Source organism: Mesorhizobium sp. BH1-1-5 (genome assembly GCF_020165615.1).
Taxonomy (GTDB): domain Bacteria; phylum Pseudomonadota; class Alphaproteobacteria; order Rhizobiales; family Rhizobiaceae; genus Mesorhizobium.
On sequence record NZ_JAIUIM010000015.1, the window covers coordinates 14,294 to 41,293 of the forward strand.

26 protein-coding genes are annotated in these 27,000 nt (G+C 64.8%); 15 read left to right on the forward strand and 11 right to left on the reverse strand.

The features are described 5' to 3' along the window. Positions 1-44: 44 nt before the first annotated feature. Genes LB572_RS20265 through LB572_RS20280 form a run of 4 tightly spaced genes read left to right on the forward strand, consistent with a single transcriptional unit; the run spans position 45 to position 3,426 of the window. Entirely contained in the window at positions 45-1,619 is a 1,575-nt protein-coding gene (locus tag LB572_RS20265) for an ABC transporter permease (protein WP_224669048.1), read from the forward strand. Further along, positions 1,616-2,698, forward strand: a complete 1,083-nt coding sequence (locus LB572_RS20270; protein WP_140808782.1) for an ABC transporter ATP-binding protein — start codon at positions 1,616-1,618, stop codon at positions 2,696-2,698. Before LB572_RS20265 ends, LB572_RS20270 begins: the two co-directional genes overlap by 4 nt. 57 nt (positions 2,699-2,755) lie before the next feature. After that, positions 2,756-3,031, forward strand: coding sequence for an AbrB/MazE/SpoVT family DNA-binding domain-containing protein (locus tag LB572_RS20275; protein WP_224668941.1), 276 nt, complete (start codon positions 2,756-2,758; stop codon positions 3,029-3,031). Beyond that, positions 3,028-3,426, forward strand: a complete 399-nt coding sequence (locus LB572_RS20280) for a type II toxin-antitoxin system VapC family toxin (RefSeq protein WP_224668942.1) — start codon at positions 3,028-3,030, stop codon at positions 3,424-3,426. Before LB572_RS20275 ends, LB572_RS20280 begins: the two co-directional genes overlap by 4 nt. 3 nt (positions 3,427-3,429) lie before the next feature. Here the strand turns inward: LB572_RS20280 and LB572_RS20285 are convergent, their stop codons facing one another. The 5 genes from LB572_RS20285 to LB572_RS20305 form a co-directional block, all read right to left on the reverse strand. Next, positions 3,430-4,227 carry a phosphodiesterase gene (locus LB572_RS20285; protein WP_224668943.1) on the reverse strand — a complete coding sequence of 266 codons (798 nt, stop codon included), beginning with the start codon at positions 4,225-4,227 and terminating at the stop codon, positions 3,430-3,432. 22 nt (positions 4,228-4,249) lie between these two features. Beyond that, positions 4,250-5,359, reverse strand: a complete 1,110-nt coding sequence (gene ugpC / locus LB572_RS20290) for a sn-glycerol-3-phosphate ABC transporter ATP-binding protein UgpC (protein WP_224668944.1) — start codon at positions 5,357-5,359, stop codon at positions 4,250-4,252. Between the two features lie 10 nt (positions 5,360-5,369). Then, positions 5,370-6,284, reverse strand: coding sequence for an ABC transporter permease subunit (locus tag LB572_RS20295; RefSeq protein ID WP_224668945.1), 915 nt, complete (start codon positions 6,282-6,284; stop codon positions 5,370-5,372). A gap of 7 nt (positions 6,285-6,291) precedes the next feature. Next, complete coding sequence (locus LB572_RS20300) at positions 6,292-7,176, reverse strand: ABC transporter permease subunit (RefSeq protein ID WP_224668946.1); 885 nt, start codon at positions 7,174-7,176, stop codon at positions 6,292-6,294. Positions 7,177-7,343: 167 nt separating this feature from the next. Further along, positions 7,344-8,696, reverse strand: coding sequence for an extracellular solute-binding protein (locus LB572_RS20305; RefSeq protein WP_224668947.1), 1,353 nt, complete (start codon positions 8,694-8,696; stop codon positions 7,344-7,346). Positions 8,697-9,061: 365 nt separating this feature from the next. Here LB572_RS20305 and LB572_RS20310 point away from each other — a divergent pair, with 365 nt between their 5' ends. Together LB572_RS20310 and LB572_RS20315 are read left to right on the forward strand one after the other, a co-directional pair. Then, entirely contained in the window at positions 9,062-10,102 is a 1,041-nt protein-coding gene (locus LB572_RS20310; RefSeq protein WP_224668948.1) for an endonuclease/exonuclease/phosphatase family protein, read from the forward strand. Between the two features lie 161 nt (positions 10,103-10,263). Further along, positions 10,264-12,738: an EAL domain-containing protein gene (locus LB572_RS20315; RefSeq protein WP_224668949.1), complete on the forward strand. Its 2,475-nt coding sequence runs from the start codon at positions 10,264-10,266 to the stop codon at positions 12,736-12,738. A gap of 5 nt (positions 12,739-12,743) precedes the next feature. Here LB572_RS20315 and tlpA read toward each other — a convergent pair whose 3' ends face one another. Next, positions 12,744-13,427, reverse strand: coding sequence for a thiol:disulfide interchange protein TlpA (tlpA, locus tag LB572_RS20320; RefSeq protein WP_140803430.1), 684 nt, complete (start codon positions 13,425-13,427; stop codon positions 12,744-12,746). A 33-nt stretch (positions 13,428-13,460) separates the two neighbouring features. Between tlpA and argH the strand changes: the two genes are divergently transcribed. From argH to lysA, 3 genes are all read left to right on the forward strand, one after another. Then, positions 13,461-14,861, forward strand: a complete 1,401-nt coding sequence (gene argH, locus LB572_RS20325) for an argininosuccinate lyase (protein ID WP_224668950.1) — start codon at positions 13,461-13,463, stop codon at positions 14,859-14,861. A gap of 127 nt (positions 14,862-14,988) precedes the next feature. Continuing rightward, complete coding sequence (locus LB572_RS20330) at positions 14,989-15,195, forward strand: lipoprotein (protein ID WP_127253283.1); 207 nt, start codon at positions 14,989-14,991, stop codon at positions 15,193-15,195. Between the two features lie 54 nt (positions 15,196-15,249). After that, the gene (gene lysA / locus LB572_RS20335) at positions 15,250-16,518 is read left to right on the forward strand and encodes a diaminopimelate decarboxylase (RefSeq protein ID WP_224668951.1); all 1,269 of its coding nucleotides are present in this window, start codon (positions 15,250-15,252) and stop codon (positions 16,516-16,518) included. A gap of 122 nt (positions 16,519-16,640) precedes the next feature. Here lysA and LB572_RS20340 read toward each other — a convergent pair whose 3' ends face one another. Beyond that, complete coding sequence (locus LB572_RS20340; RefSeq protein WP_140803433.1) at positions 16,641-16,943, reverse strand: ArsR/SmtB family transcription factor; 303 nt, start codon at positions 16,941-16,943, stop codon at positions 16,641-16,643. 50 nt (positions 16,944-16,993) lie between these two features. On the opposite strand from LB572_RS20340, the gene LB572_RS20345 reads away from it, so the two are divergent. The 3 genes from LB572_RS20345 (at position 16,994) to LB572_RS20355 (ending at position 21,055) form a co-directional block, all read left to right on the forward strand. Beyond that, the gene (locus LB572_RS20345) at positions 16,994-17,935 is read left to right on the forward strand and encodes a threonine/serine dehydratase (protein WP_224668952.1); all 942 of its coding nucleotides are present in this window, start codon (positions 16,994-16,996) and stop codon (positions 17,933-17,935) included. 114 nt (positions 17,936-18,049) lie between these two features. Then, entirely contained in the window at positions 18,050-20,647 is a 2,598-nt protein-coding gene (locus tag LB572_RS20350) for a TIGR02302 family protein (protein ID WP_224668953.1), read from the forward strand. Positions 20,648-20,680: 33 nt separating this feature from the next. Continuing rightward, complete coding sequence (locus LB572_RS20355; RefSeq protein WP_224668954.1) at positions 20,681-21,055, forward strand: glyoxalase superfamily protein; 375 nt, start codon at positions 20,681-20,683, stop codon at positions 21,053-21,055. Between the two features lie 69 nt (positions 21,056-21,124). On the opposite strand, the gene LB572_RS20360 is transcribed toward LB572_RS20355, so the two are convergent. Then, a complete protein-coding gene (locus LB572_RS20360; protein ID WP_224668955.1) occupies positions 21,125-22,009 on the reverse strand; it encodes a LysR family transcriptional regulator in 885 nt (294 codons plus the stop codon). Positions 22,010-22,276: 267 nt separating this feature from the next. Here LB572_RS20360 and LB572_RS20365 point away from each other — a divergent pair, with 267 nt between their 5' ends. Further along, positions 22,277-23,230 carry a DMT family transporter gene (locus LB572_RS20365; RefSeq protein WP_224668956.1) on the forward strand — a complete coding sequence of 318 codons (954 nt, stop codon included), beginning with the start codon at positions 22,277-22,279 and terminating at the stop codon, positions 23,228-23,230. Here LB572_RS20365 and LB572_RS20370 read toward each other — a convergent pair. The 3 genes from LB572_RS20370 to LB572_RS20380 form a co-directional block, all read right to left on the reverse strand. Further along, positions 23,213-23,584, reverse strand: coding sequence for a response regulator (locus LB572_RS20370; protein WP_140803439.1), 372 nt, complete (start codon positions 23,582-23,584; stop codon positions 23,213-23,215). The two genes, LB572_RS20365 and LB572_RS20370, sit on opposite strands and share 18 nt — an antisense overlap. An 83-nt stretch (positions 23,585-23,667) precedes the next feature. Continuing rightward, the gene (gene hpt, locus LB572_RS20375; protein ID WP_095767471.1) at positions 23,668-24,210 is read right to left on the reverse strand and encodes a hypoxanthine phosphoribosyltransferase; all 543 of its coding nucleotides are present in this window, start codon (positions 24,208-24,210) and stop codon (positions 23,668-23,670) included. A 176-nt stretch (positions 24,211-24,386) separates the two neighbouring features. Next, positions 24,387-25,016, reverse strand: a complete 630-nt coding sequence (locus tag LB572_RS20380; protein WP_224668957.1) for a hypothetical protein — start codon at positions 25,014-25,016, stop codon at positions 24,387-24,389. 283 nt (positions 25,017-25,299) lie between these two features. Here LB572_RS20380 and ftsE point away from each other — a divergent pair, with 283 nt between their 5' ends. Continuing rightward, the gene (ftsE, locus tag LB572_RS20385; RefSeq protein WP_140803441.1) at positions 25,300-25,959 is read left to right on the forward strand and encodes a cell division ATP-binding protein FtsE; all 660 of its coding nucleotides are present in this window, start codon (positions 25,300-25,302) and stop codon (positions 25,957-25,959) included. Further along, positions 25,952-26,944, forward strand: a complete 993-nt coding sequence (locus LB572_RS20390; protein WP_224668958.1) for a cell division protein FtsX — start codon at positions 25,952-25,954, stop codon at positions 26,942-26,944. Before ftsE ends, LB572_RS20390 begins: the two co-directional genes overlap by 8 nt. Positions 26,945-27,000: the final 56 nt, after the last annotated feature.

Below are 27,000 nucleotides of genomic sequence, written 5' to 3' on the forward strand. Positions count from 1 at the left end.
GCTCGCTTCCGCCATACGGCGTCGGCGACATGGTGGCGCGCCTGATGCAGTCGGCGATCGACATGACCCCGGCAAGATTGCCGGCGGCCGGGATGAAGAAGCGCCGGTCCACGTCGTGGATCACGCTCGCCGCGGCCCTGATCGCGCTGGTCGCGCTGCTGCCGCTCGCCTTCATCGTCTGGGTCGCGATCCAAACCGGCTGGGACACCGTGGTGGCGCTGATCTTCCGGCCGCGCGTCGGCGAGTTGCTGGTCAACACCGTGCTGCTGGTCGCCGTCGCCGTGCCGATCGCCATCGTGCTCTCGGTGGCGCTGGCCTGGCTGACGGAGCGCAGCGACCTGCCCGGCAACCGCTGGTGGTCTTGGCTTTCGGTCGCGCCGCTCGCCATCCCCGCTTTCGTGCACTCCTATGCCTGGATCAGCTTTGTTCCGGGATTGCATGGGCTTTGGGCCGGCGTGCTGGTCTCCGTCATCGCCTATTTCCCTTTCCTCTATCTGCCGATCGCCGCCGCGCTGCGCCGGCTCGATCCGGCGCTGGAGGATGCGGCCGCGGCGCTTGGCCTTGATCCGTGGCGGGTTTTCGCGCGCGTCGTGCTGCCGCAGCTGAGGCTCGCCATCTGCGGCGGCTCGTTGCTGGTCGGCCTGCATCTCCTGGCCGAATACGGCCTCTATGTCTTCATCCGCTTCGATACCTTCACCACCGCGATCGTCGACCAGTTCCAGTCGACCTTCAACGGCCCGGCCGCCAACATGCTGGCCGCCGTGCTGGTGGTCTGCTGCCTTTTCCTGCTCGCCCTCGAGGTGATGATCCGCGGCGAGGAACGTTATGCCCGCGTCGGCTCCGGCGCGGCGCGCCAGCAGCAGCGCGCTCGCCTCGGCCGTGCCACCTTGCCTTGCCTGCTTTTGCCGGCGGGTGTCGCGCTGCTGTCGCTCGGCGTGCCCTTCGTCACGGTCAGCCGCTGGCTGCTCGCCGGCGGCACGGAAGTCTGGCGTTGGGACGAGATCGGCCTGGCGCTCGGCCAGACGCTGTTCCTCGCCATTGCCGGCGCGGTGCTTGCAACGCTGGCCGCCATGCCGATGGCATGGATCTCGATCCGCGCGCCGGGGCGGCTGCAGCGCCTGCTCGAGAGCTGCAACTACATCGTCGGCGCGTTGCCGGGCGTGGTCGTCGCGCTGGCGCTGGTGACGATCACCGTGCGTGTCGCGCTGCCCCTCTACCAGACCCTGTTCACCATCCTGTTCGGTTACGCGCTGATGTTCCTGCCGCGCGCGCTGATCAGCCTGCGCGCCTCGATCGCGCAGGCTCCGGTGGAGCTGGAACGGGCCGCTTCCAGCCTCGGCCGGCCGCCGGTCAAGGCGCTGTGGTCGACGACCATCCGCCTGTCGGCGCCGGGGGCGGCGGCCGGCATGGCGATGGTGGCGCTCGGCATCACCAACGAGCTCACCGCCACCCAGATGCTGGCGCCCAACGGTACCCGCACGCTGGCGATGGCCTTCTGGTCCTACAGCGGCGAGATCGACTACGCTTCCGCCGCGCCTTACGCGTTGATCATGGTGGCGATGTCGTTGCCGATGACCTGGTGGCTTTACGTCCAGTCGAAGCGGATGGCCGGACGATGAGCTTTCTCGAACTCAGCGGCGTCGCGAAGAATTACGGCCCGGTGGCGGCGCTCGCGGGCGTCGACCTCAAGGTGGAAAGCGGCAGCCGCACCGCGATCGTCGGGCCGTCCGGCTGCGGCAAGACTACCTTGCTCAGGCTGATCGCCGGCTTCGAGGCGCCGGACCGCGGCCGGATCGCGCTCGACGGCAAGGTGCTCGCCAATGGCGGCGCGGCCGTGCCGGCGCATCGCCGCGGCATCGGCGTGGTGGCCCAGGACGGCGCCCTGTTCCCGCATCTCACCATCGCCGACAATATCGGCTTCGGCATGCCCCGCGGCGAGGACAGGCGCAGCGAGCGCATCGTCGAGCTGGCCTACATCGTCGGGCTGGACAAGGCGGTCCTGAAACGCCGGCCGCACGAGCTCTCCGGCGGCCAGCAGCAGCGCGTCGCGCTTGCCCGCGCCATGGCCATGAAGCCGCGGCTGATGCTGCTCGACGAGCCGTTCTCGGCGCTCGACACCGGGCTTCGCGCCTCGATGCGCAAGGCGGTGGCGGAGCTTCTGGAAGAAGCGGGAATCACCACTATCCTGGTCACGCACGACCAAGCCGAGGCGCTGTCCTTCGCCAGCCAGGTGGCGGTGATGCGCGACGGTCTGTTCTCGCAGGTCGGCACACCGCGCGAGCTCTATTTCAAGCCCAGGGACAGGATGGTCGCCGAGTTCCTCGGCGACGCCATCATCCTGCCGGCCAGAATCGCCGATGGCTTCGCCATCTCGCCGCTCGGCCGCATTGCCGTCGACACGAAGGAACGCCGAGACGTCGCCCGCATCATGCTCAGGCCTGAGCAAATCCTGCTCAAGCTCACCTCGCGCGAAGGCTTGTCGGGCACGCCGGACATGCTGTTCGGCGAAGTGACGGACTGCGAGTTCGCGGGCTCCATCTGCACTGTCGCGGTGCGGCTGCTCAACAGCCCCGATCCGCCCGATGCGGCCGCGATCGGCAACACGCCTCTCATCCTGCGCCGGACAGGTATGGACGCGCCGGCGATCGGCGAGATCGTGCGCCTCACCGTCACCGGCAAGGCGCATGTCTTTGCTTGATCTCCGCCTTGAGAATAATGCATTCCTGCATTATTTCTAGTGCACGGAGGTCGCATCATGACGACATTGACGGTTACCGCCCGGGGCCAGGTCACGTTCCGGAAAGACGTGCTCAAGCACCTCGGCATCCAGCCCGGCGACAAGATCAGGCTTGATCTTCTGCCTGGTGGGCGGGCGGAGCTGAAGGCCGACCAGGGCAAGGGCTCCTGGCAAGATCTGAGTGGAATGCTCAAGGGCAAAACGAACGGCACACGGCTTTCGATCGAGGAGATCAACGATGCGATCGCCAACGCCGGCACTTCGAGCGGAATGCGCGGAATCGAGCGCAAGTGAAGATCAGCCTCGACACCAACGTGCTGTTGTGCCTTGTCGTCGGGGACGACGAAGCGCAGCAGCGGACCGCAGCCGAGACGCTGGAAGGGGCCGAGCTGGTCGCGATCAGCGTTCAAGCGCTTTGCGAGTTTGTTTGGGTGCTGGATAGAAGTTATCGGGTTGCGCGGCCTGATATATCCGCCTCGATCCGCCGTATCCTCGATATGCGCAACGTCGTGGCCAACCGACCAACGATCGAAGCGGGCCTGGCTGTGCTTGACGCCGGTGGAGATTTCGCGGATGGCGTGATCGCGTTCGACGGTCAGTGGCTCGGTGGCGAAACCTTCGTGTCCTTCGACAGGAAAGCGGTGAAGCTGGTCGATGGACAGGGGACGCCCACGCTGTTGCTCGGGTGATTTCTACCGCATGCGTTGCCCCGTCGCCGGCGACCAGAGCGGCCATTGCTCGAGAAAATCGCAGCTGTGGATGACGACACGCTGGCCCTCGATCAGGATGATCGAATAGGCGGGCGGCGCCTGCTCGACCATTTCGTCGCCGCCGAGATCGAGCATGAAGCGGGCATGCAGCCCGCGCTGCACCGAGAACGGAATGCCGGCGACGGTGCCGGCGATGTCGCGGTGGACATGGCCGAAGAAGATGTAGCGGACATTGCCGTGGCGGGTCAGCACATCGATGAGCCGCTGCGGCTGTTCGAGGCCAAGCGGATCGAGCAATGTGAGCCCGAGCTCGACCGGCGGATGATGCAGGAAGATATAGGCCGCCTTGCCTGCCGCCTCGCCTAGCCGCGCATCGAGCCAGCCAAGCCGGTCGTCGCACAATTCTCCGGTGACGCGGCCTTCCGCCAGGCTGTCGAGGAAGACCAGGCGCCCTTCCGGCGTGTCGAAAACCGACTGCGCGAAGCCGTTGCTATCGGTTCCGTTTTCCGGGAAGGCGGCGACGAGGTTGGCGCGCCGGTCGTGGTTTCCCGGCAACAGACGGTAAGGCACAGTGAGCCGGCTCAGCGCCGCCTTGAGGTCGGCATAGCTCTCGGCCTCTCCATCATCGGTCAGGTCGCCGGTGAAGATGCAGAGCGCCGCATCGCTGTGACGTTGATTGATATGATCGATGCATCGATCGAGACGTTCATTCAGGTTCGCGCCATAGCGTATCTCGCGCCGACGACCGAGATGGACGTCGGTGACCTGGATGATCTTCATTGCATGAACCCTCAAATCAAATTCACAACGTCGCCGGAGCCGGTTCCGGCACCGAAGCCTTGAACACGTCGAGCCTGCCGCTCGTCTCCGAGGAGAAGAAGTGCAGGTCCGATTCGGCGAATTGCAGGCCGACCGTGCTGCCCGGCTCGGGGTGGACGGTCTCCGACGTCACGATGGAGAACGGCACACCGTCGAGATCGACATAGATGACGCGCCCGGCGCCCAGTTCCTCGATGAGGTCGACGGTCGCCGCAAGCGCCCCCGGCGTGCCCGGCGCCACCATACGCACCGCCTCCGGCCGAATGCCGACCGCGACCTTGGAGCCTACGGGAAGCCCAGTGCGCGACACGTTGAGCTTGCGGCTGTCGCCGAGCAGCGATAGCCCGTCGAGCGTGACGGTGCCTTCGAGCATGTTCATCGCCGGCGCGCCGACGAAGGTCGCGACGAAGCGGCTCGCCGGCCGGCTATAGACTTCCGCCGGGGTGCCGACCTGCTCGACCCGGCCGCCATTCATCACCACCAGCCGGTCGGCCAGCGTCATCGCCTCGACCTGGTCATGCGTGACGAAGACCGAAGTGGCGCTGAGCCGCCGGTGCAGCTTGCGAATCTCGGAACGCATCTGCACGCGCAGCTTGGCGTCGAGATTGGAAAGTGGCTCGTCGAACAGGAACACCTTCGGCTCGCGGATCATGGCGCGACCCATGGCGACGCGCTGGCGCTGGCCGCCGGACAGCGCCATCGGCTTGCGGTCGAGCAGGTGCTCCAGCTCCAGGACGCGCGCCACCGCCTGGATGCGCTGGGCGCGTTCGGCCGACGGAACGCCGGCCACCTTCAGCGAATAGCCGATATTCTGCGCCACGCTCATATGCGGGTAGAGCGCATAGTTCTGGAACACCATGGCGCAGCCGCGCTCGCGCGGCTCGAGCTTGTTGACGACCGTGCCGTCGATCGCGATCGTGCCGTCGGAAATCTCTTCCAGCCCGGCGATCATCCGGAGCAGCGTGGACTTGCCGCAGCCGGACGGCCCCAGGATCACGACGAACTCGCCGGAAGCGAAATCGAGGTCGACACCGTGCACGACCTGCGTCTTGGCGTAGTTCTTCTTGACGCCGCGAATGGTGATGGAGGCCATTTTTGTCTCCCTATTTTTCGGTGGCGATGAGGCCGCGCACGAACCAGCGCTGCATCAAGACCACGACGATCAGCGGCGGCAGCATGATGATCAGCGTCCCGGCCATGGCGATGTGCCATTCCGGCGCGCCGCCGACATTGGGTATGAGCTGCTTCAGCTCGGTCACCGCCATCGCGTGCGACTGGTCGGTGGTGATAAGCAGCGGCCACAGATACTGGTTCCAGGCCCACAGGAACATGATTGTGCCGAGCGCCGCCATGTTGTTGCGCGACAGCGGCAACAGGATATCGATGAAGAAGCGCAGCGCGCCGGCGCCGTCCATGCGCGCCGCCTCGGTCAATTCGTCCGGCACGGTCAGGAAGAACTGGCGGTAAAGGAACGTGCCGGTGGCGGTGGCGACCAGCGGCAGGATCAGGCCGCTATAAGAATTGAGCAGCCCCAGGCTGAGCTGGACCTGAACCCCCGATATCTTCTCGATCAGCCAGGAGAGCCCTGTCAGGTCCATGATCGTCTGATAGGGCTCGAGCACGTTGGCGACCACCGCGTAGGTCGGCACGATGCGCACTTCGAGCGGCAGCATCAGCGTGATGAAGATCAGCCAGAAGATCAGCATGCGGCCGGGATAGCGGAAATAGACGATCGAGAAGGCGGTGAGCGCCGAGACGATGACTTTGCCGGCGGCGACGCCGAACGCCATGATGAAGGAGTTGAGCAGCTTCGGACCGAGATCGGCTGTCGTCCACGCCGTCTTGATGTTGACCCAGAAATCGCTGCCCGGCAGCAGCGACATCGGCACGTCGTTGACGTCCTTCAGATTGTGCGAGGCGGCGATCGCCACGATAATGAACGGCGTCACGCAGAATACGAAGCCGGCGAACAGGATGAGATGCGTGAGGAAGTTGAGGATCGGGGTGCGCTCGACCATATCAGCCTCAACGATAATGCACGCGCCGCTCGATGAAGCGGAACTGGACGATGGTGAGCGCGATGATCAAGAGCATCAGGATGATGCTCTGCGCGGCGGCGCCGGAGTAATCCAGGCCTTTGAAGCCGTCGGAATAGATCTTGTAGACCATGAGATTCGTGGCGTTGGCCGGGCCGCCGGCGGTCATGATGTCGACGATGCCGAAGGAGTCCTGGAAACTCTCAGTGATGTTGATGACCAGAAGGAAGAAGATCGTCGGCGTGATCAGCGGGAACTGTATGTCCCAGAAACGCCGGATGACGCCGGAGCCGTCCATCGCCGCCGCCTCGATCAGCGAGCGCGGGATCGCCTGGAAGGCGGCAAGGAAGAAGATGAAATTGTAGCCGACATATTTCCAGGAGAAGGCGATGATGATCGAGGCCATCGCGTCGGCACCGTCGAGACCGGGGTCCCAGAAGCCCGGCCAGACCCGGTTGACGACGGCCATGAAGCCGGCTTCCGGCGCCAGGATGAAACGAAACGCCAGCGCCAGGGCGGGCGCGGCGATGCCGTAGGGCCAGATCAGCACCACGCGATAAAGCCATGAGCCGGCAAGCTGCCGGTCGGTCAGGGCGGCGAGCACCAGCGCGATGAGCATCGCAAGGCCCGTGCTGATGCCGGCGAAGATCATGCTGGCAGTGATGGAATTCCAATAGTCGGCGTTGGACAGGATCGAGCGGAAATTGTCGAGCCCGACCCAGATGTTGCCGCCGCCCCAGGGCTGCTGCAGCGTCAGCGACCAGTAGACCGCCTGGCCGGCCGGCCAATAGAAGAAGGTGAAGATCAGGAACAGCTGCGGCACCGCGAACAGGATGCCGATCGTCCATCTGCCGAAAGTGACGCGTTTTTCCATCGATCCGCCGATGTCGTTGAACCGCCAGCCCGCTTTCTTGGCGCAAGACTAGAGCATGTCTCCCTAAAGTGGGAACCGGTTTCGGGACAAAAGATATGCGTGGAAGCAAAACTACATGAAATGGCCGCCCGTCGATTCCCGACGGACGGCCGCTCCAACATCCGGGATCAGGGCAGGGTCTTACCCGGATAGGTCTGCTGGAAGCGCTCCAGGATCGCGTCGCCATTCTTGACCAGAGTGTCGAGGCCTTCCTGCACGCTGACCTTGTTGGCGAAGATCGCCTGCATCTGCGTGCCGAACTCGGCGCGGATCTGGGTGAAGTTGCCGAGGCGCACGCCACGGGTGATCTCCGTCGGCTCCGAGGCGGTAAGGCTGGCGATCGCCACTTCGCGGCCCTTATAGGGCGCCTTGTCGTAGAAGCCCTGGGACTTCATGTAGTCGAAGCCCGACTTCGTCACCGGGATGTAGCCGGTGTTGGTCGACCAGAATAAAGCCGTCTTGGGATCGTGGATGAAGTTGAGGAACGCCGCCGCACCCTTGTATTCGGCATCCGACTTGCCGGAGAGCACCCACAGCGAAGCGCCGCCGACCAGCGAGTTCTTGCGCTCGATGCCGGCATAGACCGGCAGTTCGGCGACGTCCCAGTTCATGCCTTCCTTCTGGGTGCGGCCGACCGTGCCGTGGTCGCCGACCGAGGTCAGGATCACCTGGCAGGTGCCGGTGGCGAAGGCCTGCACCATGTCCTGGCCGAGATCCTTCGACTTGATCTTGATCAGGCCGGCGTCATACCACTTCTTGAGATCTGTGACGTACTGGACGAACTTGGTCTTGTTGACCTCAAGCCGTGCGTCGAGCCCGTCATAGCCGTTGTTCTTCGTAGCGATCGGCTGGTTATGCAGCGCCGAGAACTGCTCCATCAGCTGCCAGCTTTCATTGGCCGAGATGTTGATCGCCATCGGGCATTCATAGCCGGCGTCCTTCAGCGCCTTGAGGTCGGCGCCGACGTCTTCCCAGGTCTTCGGCGCTTCGGTCTTGCCGATCTTGGCGAAGGCGTCCTTGTTCCAGTACATCAGCGGCGTGGAGGAATTGAACGGGAAGGAGAGCATCTCGCCCTTCGAGGTCGCGTAGTAGCGCGCGATGCCGGGGAAATAGTCGCTGTAGTCGATCTTGTAGCCGTTTTCTTCCATCAGCTTGTCGGCGGGCTTGTAGGCGCCCGACAGCATCATGGTGGCGGTGCCGACGTCATAGACCTGGACGACGGTGGGCTGCTTGCCGGCGCGGAAGGCGGCGATCGTGTTCTGCAGCGTGGCATCGTAATTGCCCTGGCTGGTGCAGACGACCTCGTAGTCCTTCTGCGAATCGTTGAAGTTCTTGCACAGCGTGTCGACGACGCGGGCGAGATCGCCCGAAAGACCGAACCAGAAATCGAATTTGACCGGCTCCGCAAAAGCAGGAACCGCAAGCGCGGTGGTGAGCGCGCCGGCGGCAAGGGCAGCGAAGCCCCGCTTGATGATCGTCATGGTTTTCCCTCTTGAATGGCAATGTGACAAGGGTTTTGCGCAAGTCCTTGCCCGTTCTCATAGAGAAGGTATGTGACAGTTCTGTTGTGGCCCCTGGGCCGATAAGCGGCCCCTGTGGACAGCCAGTCTCTCCTCCCTGGCAGCGGTTGCACCGGCATGAAAACGTCACATCGGCGCTCTAGAGCATGATGCCGAAAAGTGTGAAGCGGTTTTCGGACGACATCATGTTCTATCTCTTGGATTTAGAGACGGATTCAGATTTCAGGTCGATCCGACCTGAAATCATCCGGCTCTAGGAAGTTAGGGCGTCCCGAAGCGGCGAAAAGACCTTCCGTGATTAACCGGCTAACTGGATGAGAAGAGACATGCTGGTCCCCCAGCTCACGCACGTGCCTGTCGACGTCCGCAACGCCATGCGGGACGGACCGCGCGACAGCGCCACCCATCTGCGCCACGCCGCCGCCGTTCCGGCCCTCGGCGAGATCGAGATCGGCGGCCAGGCGTCGCGCGGGGGCGCCGGCGAGAGCCTGACCGTCATGGCCTGGAACGTCGAGCGGCTGCGTCACGTCGATGCCATCGCCGCCACGATCGCCGGCCGGGCGCCGGACGTCGTCCTGCTGTCCGAGGTCGACAAGGGCATGGCGCGCTCCGGCAACGGCCATTTGTTGAGCCGGCTTGCCGATCGTCTGGGCCATTCCTATGCCTATGGCGTCGAGTTCCTCGAGCTCGGCACCGGCAATGAGACGGAGCAGGCGGCAAATGGCGGCGCCGAGAACGTGGAAGGTTTCCATGGCAATGCCGTGACCAGCGCCATTCCGCTGCTGCGGCCTTTTCTCACCCGCTTCGACGCCGCAGGCGCCTGGTTCCTGCCGGAGCATGGCCAGCCGCGCATCGGCGGCCGCATGGCGCTTGGCGGCCAGGTGATGGTCGGCGACCGCCGCGTCACCGTCGTCTCCGTGCATCTGGAGAATCGCACCACGCCCGTCGGCCGCGCCGACCAGACGCGCCACTTGCTCGATGCCATCGACAGATACGATGCGGAAGCGCCGGTGCTGATCGGCGGCGATTTCAACACGCTGACCGCCACCTATCCGGAACGCAACGACGATCCTGCGGCGTGGCGAACCCGCATTGCCGCCGAACCGGACCGGCTGATGTATCCGGAACGTCATGAGCCCTTGTTCGCGGTGTTTGCCGAGCGTGGCTACGACTGGAAGACGGCGAATGCCTTCGACAAGCCCACCCAGCGGCGCGCGGCCGGCGACGCCACACCCGCCGGCCATATCGACTGGTTCTTCACGCGCGGACTCGCGGCGAGTGCGCCGGCGACGCTGCCGGCTGCGTTGCCGGACGGCAGCCCGAGCGCCGACCACGAGGCGCTGGTGGTTACAGTGCGGGTGAAGTAACGGCCTCCCGGATCGACACATTCGATCCCGAGATCATTCCAGCGCATCAATACAACCTGGAGAGCACGCAATGGTTGCGGGCGGCATAATCGATTCTTCAGTCGTCCGGCCCTAATCAATCACGTTGCCTTGATTGATGCGGGAAGATCAGGTGAAGAAAGATGCTGACCGTCTATAATTGTATCGTGAACGAGCACGATCTGAGACTGGTCGCACTCGCGGCGCTCATTTGCGGAATCTCCTGTTTCTCCGCCGTCAACCTGCTTCGCCATGTCGACCGATCGACCAGCCGAAACCGTCATGCGTGGCTGCTGATTGCTGCGACGTCGACCGGCTTCGGCATATGGGCGACGCACTTCATCGCCATGATCGCCTTCACGCCGGGAATACCCAACGCCTACAACGCCGAGCTTTCGGTGGCTTCGCTGGCGATGTCCGTCATCCTGACCGCGGCCGGTATGTGGATCGCGACCATACGCGGCGGCATCGACCACTACCTCGTCGGCGGCGCCGTGCTCGGCATCGGCATTGCGGCGATGCACTATACCGGCATGGCGGCTTTCGAGGTCGAAGGCCGGATCGTCTGGAACCAGCTGCTGGTCGCCGCCTCGTTGGCCTCGGGCATAATTCTTGCCGCGCTCTCCCTGCTTGTCGTGCTTCGCCGGCCGTCGACCCTGGCGACGGCCGCCGGGGCCGTGCTTCTGACGCTGGCGATCTGCACGCTGCATTTCATCGCCATGGCCGCCGTCTCGATCTATCCGGATTCCTCGATCGAGGTCTCGAAATTCACCATCGCGCCGATGTCGCAGGCCTTTGCCGCCGCCGCGGCAAGCCTGGTCATCCTGGTGCTTTCGGCCACGGCGCTCTGGATCGACCTGCGCTTCCGCCGTCACAGGATCGAGGCGGAGCGTATGCACGGCCTCGCCAACGCCGCCGTCGAAGGCCTCATCGTCTGCGACGGCAACCGCATCGTCAGCGCCAATGACAGCATTGCCGCGCTGAGCGGCATCGCCGCCGGCACGCTGAACACGATGACGCTGGGCAACCTGTTCGGCGAGCGGATTGGCTCCGGAGTCGCCGCCGGCAACGGACAGGCGCAGGAAGCCGATCTGCGCAGCCAGGACGACAGCCGGATTCCGGTGGAACTGATCGCCAGGAGCATCGACTATTGCGGCAAGCCGCATCTGGTCGTTGCCGTGCGCGACATTCGCGAGCGCAGGAAGGCCGAGCAGGAGATCATGCGCCTCGCACATTACGACCCGCTCACCGGGCTTGCCAATCGCCGCAGCTTCACCGGCCACCTGGAAGCCGAGATCGCCGCGTCCGCGGAAGCCGGCGCCGGCAAGGGTGGCCAGCTGGCGCTCATGCTGCTCGACCTCGACCGGTTCAAGGAAGTGAACGACCTCTTCGGCCACGCCGCCGGCGACGCCGTGCTGCAGAAGGTGGCCCACTGCGCCTCCAGCGTGCTGCGCCACGGCCAGATGCTGGCCCGGCTCGGCGGCGACGAATTCGCCATCATCGCCCCCAACCTTCCCGACCCGCAGGCGGCCGGCCGCATTGCCGAAGCGGTGCTTTCGGCGCTGCGCCAGGAAAACCGGCTGTCGCCCGGCGGCATGGTGTCGGCAAGCATCGGCATCGCGCTCTACCCGCTCGACGCCGACGAACAGGCGGCGCTGGTCAGCCATGCCGACACCGCGCTCTATCGCGCCAAGGCCGAAGGCAAGGACACTTTCCGCTACTTCGAGGCCTCGATGGGCGCCGAGGCGCGCGACCGGCGCATCATGGAGCAGGACCTGCGCCAGGCCGTGGCGCGCGGCGAGTTGCGGCTCGTCTATCAGCCGCAGAAGGAAATCAGCAGCGGCAGGATGATCGGCTTCGAAGCCTTGCTGCGCTGGCAGCATCCCGAACGCGGCGAGGTTCCGCCTTCTGTGTTCATCCCGGTGGCCGAGGACAGCGGTTCGATCGCCCAGATCGGCGAGTGGGTGCTGGCGACGGCCTGCAAGGAAGCAGCGACCTGGAAGAACCCACTGACGATCGCCGTCAACGTCTCGGCCGTGCAGCTCCACAATCCCGATTTCAGCCGCAAGGTGCATGAGGTGCTGCTGCGCTCGGGCCTCGCCCCGGGCAGGCTCGAGCTCGAGATCACCGAGACGGCGCTGGTGAAGGACATGCCCCGGGCGCTGGCCACCTTGCGCCAGATCAAGGCACTCGGCGTGCGCGTGGCGATGGACGATTTCGGCACCGGCTATTCGTCGCTGTCCAACCTGCGCGCCTTCCCGTTCGACAAGATCAAGATCGACGGCTCCTTCATCAAATCGGTCGACCGCAACGACCAGGTCGCGACCATCGTGCGCGCCGTGCTTGGGCTGGGGCGTGGCCTCGGCCTGCCGGTCCTGGCCGAAGGCGTCGAGACGCTTGACGAGCTGCGCTTTCTCGACGCCGAGGATTGCGACATCGGCCAGGGATATTTTCTGGGCAGGCCTGGCCCCATCGAGGCGTTCGGCGAGCTGACGGGGGCTCCGTCGCCCGACGGCGTCACGGAAGACGACGCCATCGGGGCAACCGCCAAGGTCGACAATGTCCGCGGCGGCAGCATCCTGATGCTGCAGCCGGCCGCGGCCGCGCGCTCAGGCTGACATCGTCACGGCGTCAGCGCCGCTTCCACCAGCCGCTTGGCGTCGGGGCTCGACCACTCGGCCGGGCCGTTCATATGCGCGATCAGGCAGCCATCCGCGTCGATCAGCATAGTGACCGGAAGCCCGAGCGCCAGGCCCCGCGTCTTCACCTCGTTGAACAGCGCGATCGTCGGGTCCCGGTAGAAGCCCAGCGTCTCGACACCGATCTCCTTGAGGAATTTCTTCGGCTTCGTGTCGTCGCCGGTGTCGACATTGACCGCGACCACCTCGAAGGCATTGCTGCCCTTTTCCTTCTGCAGCGTATCGAGCGCCGGCATCTCGGCGCGGCACGGCGCGCACCATGTCGCCCACAAATTGAGCAGCACCGTCTTGCCGGCATGGTCGGCCAGCGTCATCGGCTTGCCGTCGGGACCGTTGAAGGCCAGGCTCTTCAGCGATTGCGGCGGATCGGCCGGCTGCAGGGCCGCGACCTGGCCGACCGCTTTCGCCGCGATAGTCTTGGCGCGTGCGGCCTTGGCCACGCAGGCGGCATCGTCCTTGCCGGTGGTTGCGGCGACCTTCTCGGGAGCGTTGTTGCCAGAACCGCTCTCGCTGACATATACCGCGACCGCGCCGGCCAGCACGCCCGCCAGCAAAGCGGCGAGGATGAGGCGCGTAGCCGGAAAAAAGAATCTCTTGCCGTCTGCCATTTTCAAAACTGCTCCGGAGCACGGGTTATAGCGATGAGCGACAAGAAGGCCAGCAACCAGATGTGGGGCGGACGTTTTGCCTCGGGTCCGGCCGCGATCATGGAAGCGATCAACGCGTCGATCGGCTTCGACCGCAAGCTCTATGCGCAGGACATAGGCGGATCGATCGCCCATAGCCAGATGTTGGCTGAAACGGGCATTATTTCGGCGGCCGATCAAGAAAAAATCGCTCACGGGCTGAACACGATCTTGAAAGAGATCGAGGCCGGCAAATTCGAATTCTCGACCAAGCTCGAAGACATCCACATGAATGTCGAGGCCCGCCTTGCCGACCTGATCGGCCAGGCCGCGGGGCGCCTGCACACCGCCCGCTCGCGCAACGACCAGGTTGCGGTCGACCTGAGACTCTGGGTCAAGCAGGAATGCCAGCGCGCAGCCCTGGCGCTGAAGGACCTGATCGCCGCCTTCCTCGAACGCGCCGAGGAGCATGCGGCGACCGTCATGCCCGGCTTCACCCATATGCAGGCGGCGCAGCCGGTGACCTTCGGCCACCATTGCATGGCCTATGTGGAAATGTTCGGCCGCGACCTCTCGCGTGTCCACGACGCCATCGAGCGCATGGATGAAAGCCCGTTGGGCGCGGCGGCCCTTGCCGGCACCAGCTTTTCCATCGACCGCCATATGACCGCGAAAGCGCTGGGTTTCCGCGAACCGACGCGCAATTCGCTGGACAGCGTCTCGGATCGCGATTTCGCCCTCGAATTCCTCAGCCTCGCCGCGATCTGCGCGACGCATCTGTCCAGGCTCGCCGAGGAGATCATCATCTGGTCGACGCCGCAATTCGGCTTCATCCGCCTGTCGGATTCCTTCTCCACCGGCTCCTCGATCATGCCGCAGAAAAAGAACCCGGACGCCGCCGAGCTGGTGCGCGGCAAGACCGGTCGCGTCAACGGCCATCTCGTCGGCCTGCTGACCGTGATGAAAGGCATGCCGCTGACCTATGGCAAGGACATGCAGGAAGACAAGGAAGCGGTCTTCGACGCCGCCGAGACGCTCGACCTGATGCTGGCGGCGACCGCCGGCATGGTGCGCGACATGACCGTCAACGCCGCCGCCATGAAGAAGGCCGCCGGCGCCGGTCACGCCACCGCGACCGACCTTGCCGACTGGCTGGTGCGCAATCTGGGCCTGCCCTTCCGCGAGGCGCACCACGTCACCGGCCGTGCCGTGGCGCTCGCCGAGGAGAAGAAGGTCGGGCTGGAAAAGCTCTCGCTGGACGATCTGCGCTCGATCCATCCAGGCATCACCGACGGCATCTTCTCGGTGCTTGCCGTGCAGAATTCGGTGAAGAGCCGCACCAGCTTCGGCGGCACCGCGCCGTCGGAAGTGCGAAAGCAGATCCGCTACTGGAAAAAGCGGCTCGCCAAGGCTTGATGCATGTCGCCCAGAAGTGTGCAGCGGTTCTGGGACAACGACATGAATCAAAACAATTGCCGGGATGCAAAGCGCTGAAAACTCGGCTAAAAGCGCAGCACGCAATCAGTTTCGAACGGATGGATCGATGACCCGTAGCAGGATTTTGGTGACGCTCGCGCTGCTGGCGGCGGTTGTCACCGTCACGGCCTGCGGCAGGAAGACCGGCCTCGACACGCCCTACGAGGCGGCGGAGCAGGCGCGCAAGGATGCGGAAAAAGCCAAGCAGCCGGTGCCGCCCGAGCCGGAAAAACCGGTCAAGGACAGGAAATTCATCCTCGATCCCCTGCTCTAGAGCCGGTGAGATCGACCCGATCTCATTAGCTTCAACTTTCCGGAACCGAACCTCGTGAACCATTTCGATTACCGCGACGGCGTTCTCCATGCCGAGGACGTCGCCATCCCCGACATCGCAGCCGAGGTCGGCACGCCCTTCTATTGCTATTCGACGGCGACGCTGACCAGGCATTTCCGCGTCTTCAGAGAGGCTTTCGCCGGCCTCGACGCGCTGGTCTGCTACGCCATGAAGGCGAACTCCAACCAGGCCGTGCTGAGAACGCTGGCCCGGCAGGGGGCAGGCGCCGACGTCGTCTCCGAAGGCGAATTGCGCCGCGCTTTGGCCGCCGGCATCCCGGCCAGCAAGATCCTGTTTTCCGGCGTCGGCAAGACCGCGCGCGAGATGGACTTCGCGCTTTCGGCCGGCATTCTTTGCTTCAACGTCGAATCCGAGCCTGAACTCGAGCTTTTGTCGGCGCGCGCCGTGGCGCTCGGCAAGGTGGCGCCCGTCTCGCTGCGCATCAATCCGGACGTCGACGCCAAGACGCACAAGAAGATCTCGACCGGCAAGGCCGAGAACAAGTTCGGCATTCCATGGCAGCGCGCGCGGCAGGTCTATGCCCGTGCCGCGCAACTGCCGGGCATCAAGGTGACCGGCATCGACACCCATATCGGCAGCCAGATCACCGAATTGCAGCCTTTCGACGATGCCTTCGCATTGCTGGTCGAACTGGTCGGGGCTTTGCGCGCCGACGGACATGCGATCGAGCATGTCGACCTCGGCGGCGGTCTCGGCATTCCCTACCGCGTCGACAACAGCCCGCCGCCCCTGCCCGACGCCTATGCCGAGATCGTCAGGAAGCACGTCACAAGGCTTGGCCTCAAGGTGATGTTCGAGCCCGGCCGGCTGATCGTCGGCAATGCCGGCATCCTGGTTTCTGAGGTCATCTATGTGAAGGAAGGCGACGCCAAGAACTTCCTCGTCGTCGACGCCGCCATGAACGACCTGATCCGGCCGACGCTCTATGACGCCTTCCACGACATCAGGCCGGTGGTGCAGCCGCCCGCTTCCACGCCGCGCATGAAGGTCGACATCGTCGGCCCGGTCTGCGAGACGGGCGATTTCATCGGCCTCGACCGCGACCTGCCGAGGCTGAAAGCGGGCGACCTGATCGCCGTTTCCACCGCCGGCGCCTATGGCGCGGTGCAGGCCGGCACCTACAACACCAGGCTTCTGGTGCCCGAGGTGCTGGTCGACGGCGACCGCTTCCATGTCGTGCGTCCGCGCCATACCTATGAGGATCTGATCGGGCTGGATTCGGTTCCCGACTGGCTGAAATAGCCGGCTCCCGCCTGACGCTAAAGCGCGTCGCGCTGAACCGGATTCAGGCGACGCGCTTTAAGTCTTTGTTTTGATGCATGTCGTTGTCCCAGAACCGTTGCGCACTTCTGGGCGACATGCATTTAGATCTTCTCCTGGATCAGCGCCTTGGCCTCGGCGATCCGGCTCTCGTCGCGGCGATAGAATATCCATTGCTTGGTGCGCTTGGTCGAGAGCAGGCCGGCCTGGGTCAGCACGCGCATATGCTCACTGAGCGTCGCCTGGGTAATGCCGAGCTTTTCGGCGATCGACAGCGCGCAGACGCCGTCCTCGACCAGATCGCCATCGGCCTGGCTTGGAAAATGCGCGCGTGGATCCTTGAGCCAATCCAGGATCCGCAGCCTGCGCTCATTGGCGATCGCCTTGAAGATGTCGACCTCTTGCATTTAGCCATTTTGCTAAGTTACTAATTGAAGTCAATCCCGAGGAGCAGGTCATGCTGAACACCAGAACGATCACGCGCGAGCGCATCGCCGCCGTCGAACCGCGCATCCGCCCCTATGTCCGCCACACGCCAGTGATGCGCGTCGACATGGCGGATTTCGGCCGCCCCGCCTTCCCGGTCGATCTCAAGCTCGAATGCCTTCAGCACTCGGGCTCGTTCAAGGCGCGCGGCGCCTTCACCAATCTGCTCGAGCGCCAGGTGCCCGAAGCCGGCGTGGTCGCCGCGTCCGGCGGCAATCATGGTGCCGCCGTTGCCTACGCCGCCATGAAGCTCGGCCACAAGGCGACCATCTTCGTGCCCGAGGTCAGCCCGCCGGCAAAACTCGCGCGCATTCGCGGCTACGGCGCCGAGCTGGTGGTCGGCGGCGCGCGCTACGCCGAGGCGCTGGCCGCCAGCGAGGACTTTGCCGAAAAGACCGGCGCCCTGCAGGTCCACGCCTTCAACCAGGAGGAAACGCTGCTCGGCCAGGGCACGCTCGGCCTGGAGATCGAAGCTGACCTGCCCGAAATCGACACGCTGCTGGTCGCCGTCGGCGGCGGCGGCCTGATCGGCGGCATCGCCGCCTGGTTCTCGGGGCGTATCCGCATCGTCGCCATTGAGCCCGAGGGAGCACCGACGCTTTACCGCGCTCTGGAGGCCGGAGAGCCGGTCGATGCGCCCGCCGAGGGCATTGCCGCCGATTCGCTGGCGCCGAAGCGTGTCGGCGAAATGATGTTCCCGATCGCCGAGGCCTTCGTGGAGCGCTCGATCCTGGTCAGCGACGACGACATCGTCGCGGCGCAGAAGGCGCTGTGGGATCGCGTGCGAATCATCGCCGAGCCGGGTGGCGCCGCGGCCTTCGCCGCCATGCTTTCCGGACGCTATGTGCCCGCGGAAGGCGAGCGCGTGGCAGTCCTGGTCTGCGGTTCCAACACGAATCCGGCCAATTTCTGATCATAACCCGGCCAAACCGCTTCACGTTTTTGGAACCCGCCTCGCCTTTGCCGTGTTTGCTGGTATCCTTCTGGTGATGACGTCCGGGCTATTGTGCCCGGGCAGGAAGGGCCGATGACCGAACGACCCATTTCCAGCGGCGAACGCGGCCTGGCGGGGCGCCTGGCGCTCAGCCGGTTGGCGACGTGGGCCTCGATAATCTTCGAGCGCGCCTGGCCGCTCGTGCTGCCGCTGCTGGTCGTCGCCAGCCTGTTCCTCAGCTTTTCGTGGTTCGGCCTGTTCCCGCGTCTGCCGGACGCGGTGCGCATCGGCCTTCTCGTCCTGTTCGCGCTGGTGGCGGTCGCGGCGCTCTATCCGCTGCGCTTCTTCCGCATGCCGTCAGCCGCCGAGATCGACCGGCGCATCGAGGCGGCGAACCAATTGCTGCACAGCCCGGTGCAAGTGCAGACCGACCGGCCGAGCGGCGCCGACAGCATCTTCTCGCAGGCGCTGTGGCGCGAGCACCAGAAGCGCATGGCCGAGCGGCTTTCGAGCCTCGGCGCCGACCGCCCGCGCACCGGCGTGCCGGATTATGACCGCTGGGGCCTGCGCGCCGTGGCCGGGCTGCTGCTCGTCACCGCTCTTGCCTTCTCCTTCGGACCCTTTGGCGGCAGGCTCAGCGACGCTTTTGTCGCCCGCGCCGCGCATGACGCCGTGCCGCCTCGCATCGACGCCTGGGTGACGCCGCCCGCCTATACCGGCAAGGCGCCGCTGTTCCTGACCGCCGATGCCAACCAGGCCGTCCAGACGTTCTCCGTTCCGCAAGGCAGCGACGTTTCGCTGCGCGTTACCGGCGGCTCGGGCGAGGAAACACTGAATTATGCCGATCAAGGCGGCAATGACCGCGCCATCGAGCCTGCGGCGCTCCCCGTGGCCAAGGGGACCGCGCCAGCCGCCGCCAGCCAGACGGCACCAAAGGTGCGCCAGTTCTCCGGCAAGCTGAACACCAATGGCACGCTGACGCTGAAATCCGGTGACAGCGATCTCGGCCACTGGGCGTTCGCCGTCATTCCCGACAAGCCGCCGACGATCCGCTTCGTCAGCGAGCCGAAGCGCGCGGTCAACGGCGCCATCGAGCTGAACTACGAGATCGCCGACGACTACGGCGCGGCCTCCGCCAAGGCCGTCTTCGAGCCGTCGGACCCGCCGGCGGCCAACGCGCATCCGCTCTACGGCCCGCCCGACATGCCGCTGGCGCTGCCGCGCCGTGGCGGCAAGGCGAACGCTGCCAAGACGACCAAGGACCTGACCGAGCATGTCTGGGCCGGCACCAACGTCAAGCTGACGCTGAGCGTCACCGACGATGCCGGCCACACAGCGACCAGCGAAACCAAGACGCTTGTCATGCCCGAGCGGCCCTTCGCCAATCCGCTGGCGCGCGCGGTGATCGAACAGCGCCGGCTGCTGGCGCTCGACACCAATGCCAAGCCTCGCGTTCTCGACCTGGTGGACGCGATCACGCTGCGCCCCGAGGACACGTTCGACAACATGTCGAACTATCTCGCCATCATGAGCGCGGAAAGCAGGCTGAAGCTCTCCGAGAGCGACGACCAGCTGCGCAACGTCGTCGCCTATCTCTGGGAAATCGCGCTCGGCATCGAGGAAGGCAATCTGTCGGCCGCCGAGCGGCGGCTGCGTCAGGCGCAGCAGGCGTTGCAGGACGCCATCAAGAACGGCGCCAGCGATCAGGAGATCGAAAAGGCGATGAAGGAACTGCGCGAGGCGATGAACCAGTTCCTGCAGGAATTCGCCCAGCGCGCGCAGCAGAACCCGAACGCGCCGCAGATGCAGCAGAACGGCCGCGAGCTGCGCCAGAGCGATATCGACCGCATGATGGATCAGATCGAGAACCTGGCCAAATCGGGCGATCGCGACAAGGCCCAGCAGCTTCTTTCCGAGCTGCAGGACATGATGAACAACCTGCAGGCAGGCCGTCAGCAGCAGGGCGGCGAACAGGACAGCGAGCTGCGCCAGCAGATGGACAAGCTCGGCGATATCATGCGCCGCCAGCAGGAAATGATGAACGACACCTTCCGGCTGGACCAGATGCAGCGTGGCTCACGCGACAATGGCGAACAACAGTTCGGCGAGGATGGCGAGCAGCAGCAGGGTCAGGACGAGCAGCGGCCAGGCCCCGGCCAGGATCGCGATCCGCTCGGACGGCCGAAAATGTCGCCGAAGGATCTGGCCGATGCGCTGAAGCAGCTGCAGGAGGGCCAGGGCCAGCTGCAGAGCGAGCTCGACCAGCTGAAGAAGGGGCTCGAGGGCATGGGCATGGAGCCCAATGAGGGCTTCGGCGAGGCCGGCAAGTCGATGGGCAATGCCGAAAAATCGCTTGGCCAGGGCGAGGGCGACCAGGCCATCGGTCACCAGGGCCGCGCGCTGGAAGCGCTGCGCCGCGGCGCCAAGGACATGATGAAGCAGATGCAGGCCATGCAGGGCGATCAGGGCGGCAGCGAGCAGGGCGGCCGCCAGCAGGACGCCGACCGGGATCCGCTGGGGCGGCCGCGCGCCACCAACGGCCCCGATGACGGCACCTCGGTCAAGGTTCCCGACGAGATCGACGTTCAGCGCGCGCGCCAGATCCTCGACGCGATCCGCAAGCGGCTCGGCAACGCGCTCAGCCCCGACATCGAGCGCAGCTACCTCGAACGGCTGCTGGAACTGAAGTAAGCTCGCCTACACCATCCCGGATTGCCGCCGCCCATGCCCAAGCTTGGAACCGTCACCCCGATCCTGCGCATGTTCGACATCGCCAAGGCGCGCGAATTCTACCTCGATTTCCTTGGCTTCGAGGTGCGGTTCGAACATCGCTTCGACGACAACGCGCCGCTCTACATGGGCATCGCCCGCGACGGCTGCGAACTGCATTTGAGCGAGCATCACGGCGACGGCTCGCCTGGTGTCCATATTCGCGTCGGGGCCGCCGATATCGCGGCGCTTCATCGCGAGTTGACGGCGAAGAAATACCGCTATGCCGGGCCGGGATTGGAAGAGACGCCCTGGCGGACATGGGAAGTCACAGTCGGCGACCCGTTCGGCAATCGGCTCACTTTCCACGAGGACATGCCAGAGCGATAGACCGGGCCGAGGCGAAGCGGCTCTGAGTTTCCGCGAAACGGCGCTCCAAACCAGACGCAGTTCCAGAATTCAAAGACCGGCGGCGACCGGTGCCTGCCGGGTCAGCATGAAGGCCTCGCGGATCGCGTTTTCCATGCCGTCGATCGCTTCGCCGGTCGCCAGCGGATTGCGATGCAGGACGACGTTGGAGGAATCGATGTCGCCGAAACCGTCGGCGACCGTCAGTTCGCGGCAATCTTCCGGGATGTTGCTGCGCGAGATCGGCGCGATCGCCAGGCCGGAAGTGACCGCGAGCGTCAGGCCGCCATTGGTGTCGCTGGTATAGGCGACGCGGTAGTCGAGGCCGCGCTGCTGCAGCGATTTGATGGCGAAGTCGCGGCACCAGCCGTTGCGGCTGTAAAGCGCGATCGGTATCGGCCGCTCCTCATGCATATATTGCAGCGTCGAGGTCACCCACACGGTCGGGTCGTGCATCAGCACCTCGCCGCCGGAAGAGCCCTCCCATTCGAACACCACCGCGAGATCGAGTTCGCCGGCCGCGAGCGCCCTCACCTGCGAATCCGAATGCGCGTAACGCACGGTGACCTCGACGCGCGGATGCCGCTTGGCGAATTCGCCCAGCGCCCGCGACAGGATCGAACGGCCATATTCGGCCGGGATGCCGATGCGCACCAGCCCGCCGAGCGGCGGCGCCACCAGCGAGGCCGCCGTCTCGTCGAGCAGCGAGACGATCCGCCGCGCGTTCGAGATCAATTCGCTGCCGCGACGGGTCAGCGCCACGCCGCGCGAGCCACGCTCGAACAGATCGTCGCCGACCATGTCCTCCAGCTTCTTCATCTGCATCGACACTGCCGACTGCGTACGCCCGGCTTTCTCCGCCGCGCGGGTGAAATTGCCGGTCTCGGCCACCGCCACGAAGGTGCGCAGGAGGTCGCTGTCGAGGACTGGTCGCATCGGAGGTCGCCATAAGAAAATTTGATTGCTGGCATCATTCCAATTCGTTTGCAAGATGTCAAACGGAGCAGGATAGTTGCCATACCCATTGGATATGCGGCCGCGAAATCGGCCGCGGACCAATCGTAGAGTCCTCACTCGTGCCCGCTGCCGGAAAAACGGTAGCGGGTTCTTTTTGATGAGCAATTCCAGGAAAAGTGCTTGCGGTTTTCCGTCCGGAATTGCGTGAAATGAAATATCATTGCGGCTCGCGGGGGGCCGATACTGATGCAGAACCGGATGGTGCTAGGCATTCTGAGCCTCTGCCTCGGCGTGCTGGTCTTTTCGCTGCAGGATCCGCTGGTGAAGGCGGTATCCGGCGGCTATCCGGTGACCGAGGTGATGGCGATCCGCGCCATCGTCGCGCTGCCGATCCTGATCGTGCTGGTCCAGGCCGATGTCGGCCTGAAGGCGGTGCTGTCGAAGCGGGCAGGCATGCTGACGCTGCGCGCCTTCATCCAGTTCTCGTCCTACACGGTCTATTATCTGGCGATCGCCGCCCTGCCGCTGGCCGACGCGGTGGCGCTCTATTTCATGGCACCGCTGTTCATCATGGCGATGGCCGGCCCCTATCTCGGCGAGCGCGTCTCGTGGAAGACGCTGGCGACGGTGTTGATCGGTCTGGTCGGCGTCCTGGTGATGGTGCGTCCCGGCGAGGGCGTGTTCGACTGGGCGGCGCTGCTGTCGCTGGGCTCGGCCTTCCTCTACGGCTTTTCGCAGTTGATGGCGCGCCGCATCGGCGACACCGAATCATCGACGGTGATGGCCTTCTACCAGAGCGGCGCCTATCTCAGCGGCGCAATTGCCGTCGCGACCGTCTTCCATCTTGCCGGCATCACCCATGCGGCGCATCCGAGCGTCGAATTCCTGGTGCGGCCATGGGTATGGCCGACGATGCCGGATTTCCTGAAAATGGCCGCCTGCGGCCTCGTCGCGTCCGCCGGCATGATCCTGCTGTCGCAGGCCTATCGCATGGCGCCGGCCAACCGCGTCGCCACGTTCGAATATACCGGCATCCTGTGGTCGCCGCTGTGGGGATTCCTGTTCTTCGCCGAAGTGCCGCGTGAAACGACCGTGCTGGGCGCGGCGCTGATCATCGGCGCCGGCCTGCTTGCGCTCAGCGGCGGGCGTCGGCGACGTGCCGCGCCGGCGGCCGGCGCGGTCTCAAGCGAAGCAGCTTAATGCCTTGCCGACGCGGGCGCGGATCTCGGCGAGCGTGAATGGCTTCTGCACGACGTCGAGGATGATGCCGTTTAGCCCCTCGGCACGCTCGCGCTGGTCGGCATAGCCGGTCATCAGCATGATTCTCATCGTCGGAAACTGTCCCGCGGCGGCCGTCGCCATCTGGATGCCGTCCATTTCCGGCATGCGGATGTCGGACACCACCAGGTCGTAGCCGCCACCGGCCTGCCGGATCAGGTCCAGCCCCTGCGCGCCGTCGGTAGCGATGGTGACAGTATGGCCGTCGCGCTCCAGCGCGCGAGCGGCGAGGGTGCGGACGGACTCATCGTCCTCGACGATCAGAAGCTTTGCCATGCCGAGATAGATGCCGCCGAAACATTGATGTTTTCTGAAAATTCTAACGATCGGCAGCTTTTCGGGATGACTTCGACGCCTTCTCAGGCGTCGCCCTTCACCACTCCGACGAACGGCAGCTCGCGGAACGCATGGGCGACATCCATGCCATAGCCGACGACGAAATAGTCCGGGCAGTCGAAGCCGACATAATCGGCGTTGAGCGAGGTCTGGCGGCGCATCCGCTTGTCGAGCAGCACCGCGATGGCGCAGCTCTTCGCGCCGCGCGAAAGCATCAGGTCCCGGGTGTAGGAAAGCGTCTTGCCGGATTCCAGTATGTCGTCGATCAACAGCACGTCGCGGCCGGCGACCTCGTTGTCGATGTCGCGCAGCACCCTGACCTCGCCGCTCGTGGTGCCGGCGCCGTAGCTGGAGATGAAGATGAACTCGACTTCCGGCGACAGGCCGACATCATGCATGGCGCGGATGAGGTCGGCGGCGAAGACGAAAGAGCCCTTCAGGATCGAGATCACCAGCAGGTCGTGATAGTCGCGCCCGGCGATTTCCTTGGCCAGCTCGAGATTGCGGCGCGCGATCGCCGACGCCGAAAACAAGACCTCGATGTCCTTGCCGCGTACAACTGGCATAATTTTTCCTTCAAAAAAACGACAGTGGTGTTGATAGACGGGTTGAGGTTCAGGTCAGGCCGAGCCGAAAATAGTGGCTGCCGAGAACCGGAGCGGAGCGTACGTTTCAGCACGTGAGCACCGGAAGCGCAGGAAGCCGCTATTTGCAGGCCGGCCTCACCTGAATATCGACCCGTCTAGCCGGCGAAGATGACTGCGACGGTCCTTACGCCGTCTTTAGGCACATCGAGGCGGCTCGAAAAGCCGAATCTTTCGCCGGGTCCCAGGGAACGGCGCGATGTCCCCAGCCTGTAGCGGATAATGTTGGCGTTGTTGTCGGTGACGCGGATTTCCAACGGCGGCAGCGCCTCCGACCTCAACCCGTCATTGGCGGCCTCGCCATCGACGAACAGCACCGGCTTCAAGCCCGACACATCGATGCGCGACGTCACGCCGGAAATGGTGAGCGCGCTTGCCGGCGCGGCGGTCGCCCAGAAAGGGCTCTGCCGGACCAGCGCGTGACCGCCCGACACCCAGAAGGAGACCAGCGCTATGCCGACGCCGGCGATCCAGAACATCGGGCCGCCGCGCGAGGACCGCGACGGCACGGCCTCGGGTTTGCGCAGCATGCCCATGCCTTCGATCGATGGCGTCGGAGGAATCTGCGGCGGTGGCGCCGCCGGCGCAGCGGCAAAACGCGGCAGCACCACATATTCGGCATCGACGATGTCGACCGCATCGAAAATGCCGCGCTCCGGCGCGGCATTTGTTGCCGGACCGGTCATGATTTCGCCGGAAACAGGGCGCGCGGTTCTCTCGTCAGCCATTACGGCACCAATGCAGTCTTCGTTTCTTTTGCGTAAACGGAATTGGTTAACGCTTCCCCACCGGAATGGCTCTGATGCAAGCTGAACGTTGCAAAATTAACCGCCGGTTAACCATGCCGGCCGATGGTCTGTTAGAGCAATTCCAGGAAAAGTGTGAAACGGTTTTCCGTCCGGAATTGCGTGAAAGCGCAGAGATAGAGCGGTTCGCCGTTTCCGTGAAACGGTGGAACGCTCTAGAGTTAGATTGTGGCGCGTCGCCGCCGAAAGTTTCAGGTCGCCGAACGTGATCCGCTTCGAAAATGTCGGCCTTCGCTATGGCATGGGTCCGGAAATCCTCCGCGACATCTCCCTGCACATTCCGGAGCGCTCCTTTCAGTTCCTGAGCGGCCCCTCGGGCGCCGGCAAGACGACCTTGCTACGCCTGTTGTTCATGTCGCTGAAGCCGACGCGCGGCCTGATCACCATTTTCGGCAAGGACCGCTCGCGCATCTCGCGCAGCGAATTGCCGCTTATGCGCCGCCGCATCGGCGTGGTGTTCCAGGATTTCCGCCTGCTCGACCACATGACCACCTATGAGAATGTCGCGCTCCCGTTGCGCGTGCGCGGGCGCGAGGAAGCGAGCTACCGCACCGACGTAACCGAGCTTCTGAAATGGGTTGGCCTTGGCGACCGCATGCATGTGCTGCCGCCGGTGCTTTCGGGCGGCGAGAAGCAGCGCGCCGCGATTGCCCGCGCGCTGATCGAACAGCCGGAAATCCTTTTGGCCGACGAGCCCACCGGCAATGTCGATCCGCCGCTGGCGCGCCGGCTGCTCAGGTTGTTCATCGAGCTCAACCGGCTGGGCACCGCCGTGGTGATCGCCACCCACGACCTTGGCCTGATGGAACAGGTCGATGCGCGCCGTATGATTCTGGCCGGCGGGAGGCTGGACGTCTATGACTGACTTTCCCGCCGACCACCTGCACGATGAAGCCGACGCCGAGGCGCCGGTGACGGTCCGGCGTGTCCAGCGCAAGACAGCGCCGATCGTGCCGGCGCAGAACATCGCCGGACGGGCGCTGGTGCTGGTCATCGCCATCATGACCTTCCTGTCTTGCCTCACCTTCGGCGCGGTGACGCTGGTGCGCGATACCGCATCCGTCTGGGAGAACCAGATCTCGCGTGAGGCGACGATCCAGATCAAGCCGGCCGACGGCCTCGACATGGAGGCGGCGCTCGCGCAGGCCTCGCAAATCGCCAGCGAGTTCCCCGGCGTGAAGGGCACCAAGATCATCGACCGCGACGCGACCGCGCGCCTTCTGGAGCCATGGCTGGGCAGCGGCCTCAACATCGACGAGTTGCCGGTGCCGCGCCTCATCATCGTCACCATCGACGAGGCCAGCCCGCCGGACTTTGCCGCCATGCGCGCCGCCATCACCCCGAAGATCCCGACCGCTTCGCTCGATGATCATCGCACCTGGGTCGACCGTCTGGTCGCCATGGCGCACACGACGGTGACGATCGGCATCGCCGTGCTGGTGCTGATGCTGTCGGCAACCGTGCTGACGGTGGTGTTCGCCACGCGAGGCGCCATGGCCGGCAACGGCCACATCATCGAGGTCCTGCATTTCGTCGGCGCCGAGGCGCGCTTCATTGCGCGCGAATTCCGCTGGCATTTCCTGGTCACCGGCATGAAGGGCGCGGCCGCCGGCGGTGCGCTCGCGATCGCCGTCTTCATCGTCTTTTCCTGGTGGTCGTCGCGCAACATGGCCACGCCTCAGGCCGATCAGGCGACCGCTTTGTTCGGCAATTTCGCCATCGGTTCCGCGGGCTATCTCGGCGTCGGCCTGATGGTGCTGGTCATCGGTGCGCTGACCGCGGCGACCTCGCACGCGACCGTCGTCGCCTATCTCAGCGACATCGACGTTCGCCAACCGGACGCGGGCTGACCCATGAGCTCAAACCGAAGGTCCGGCGCAAGCGTTATATACAAACAAGACAACGA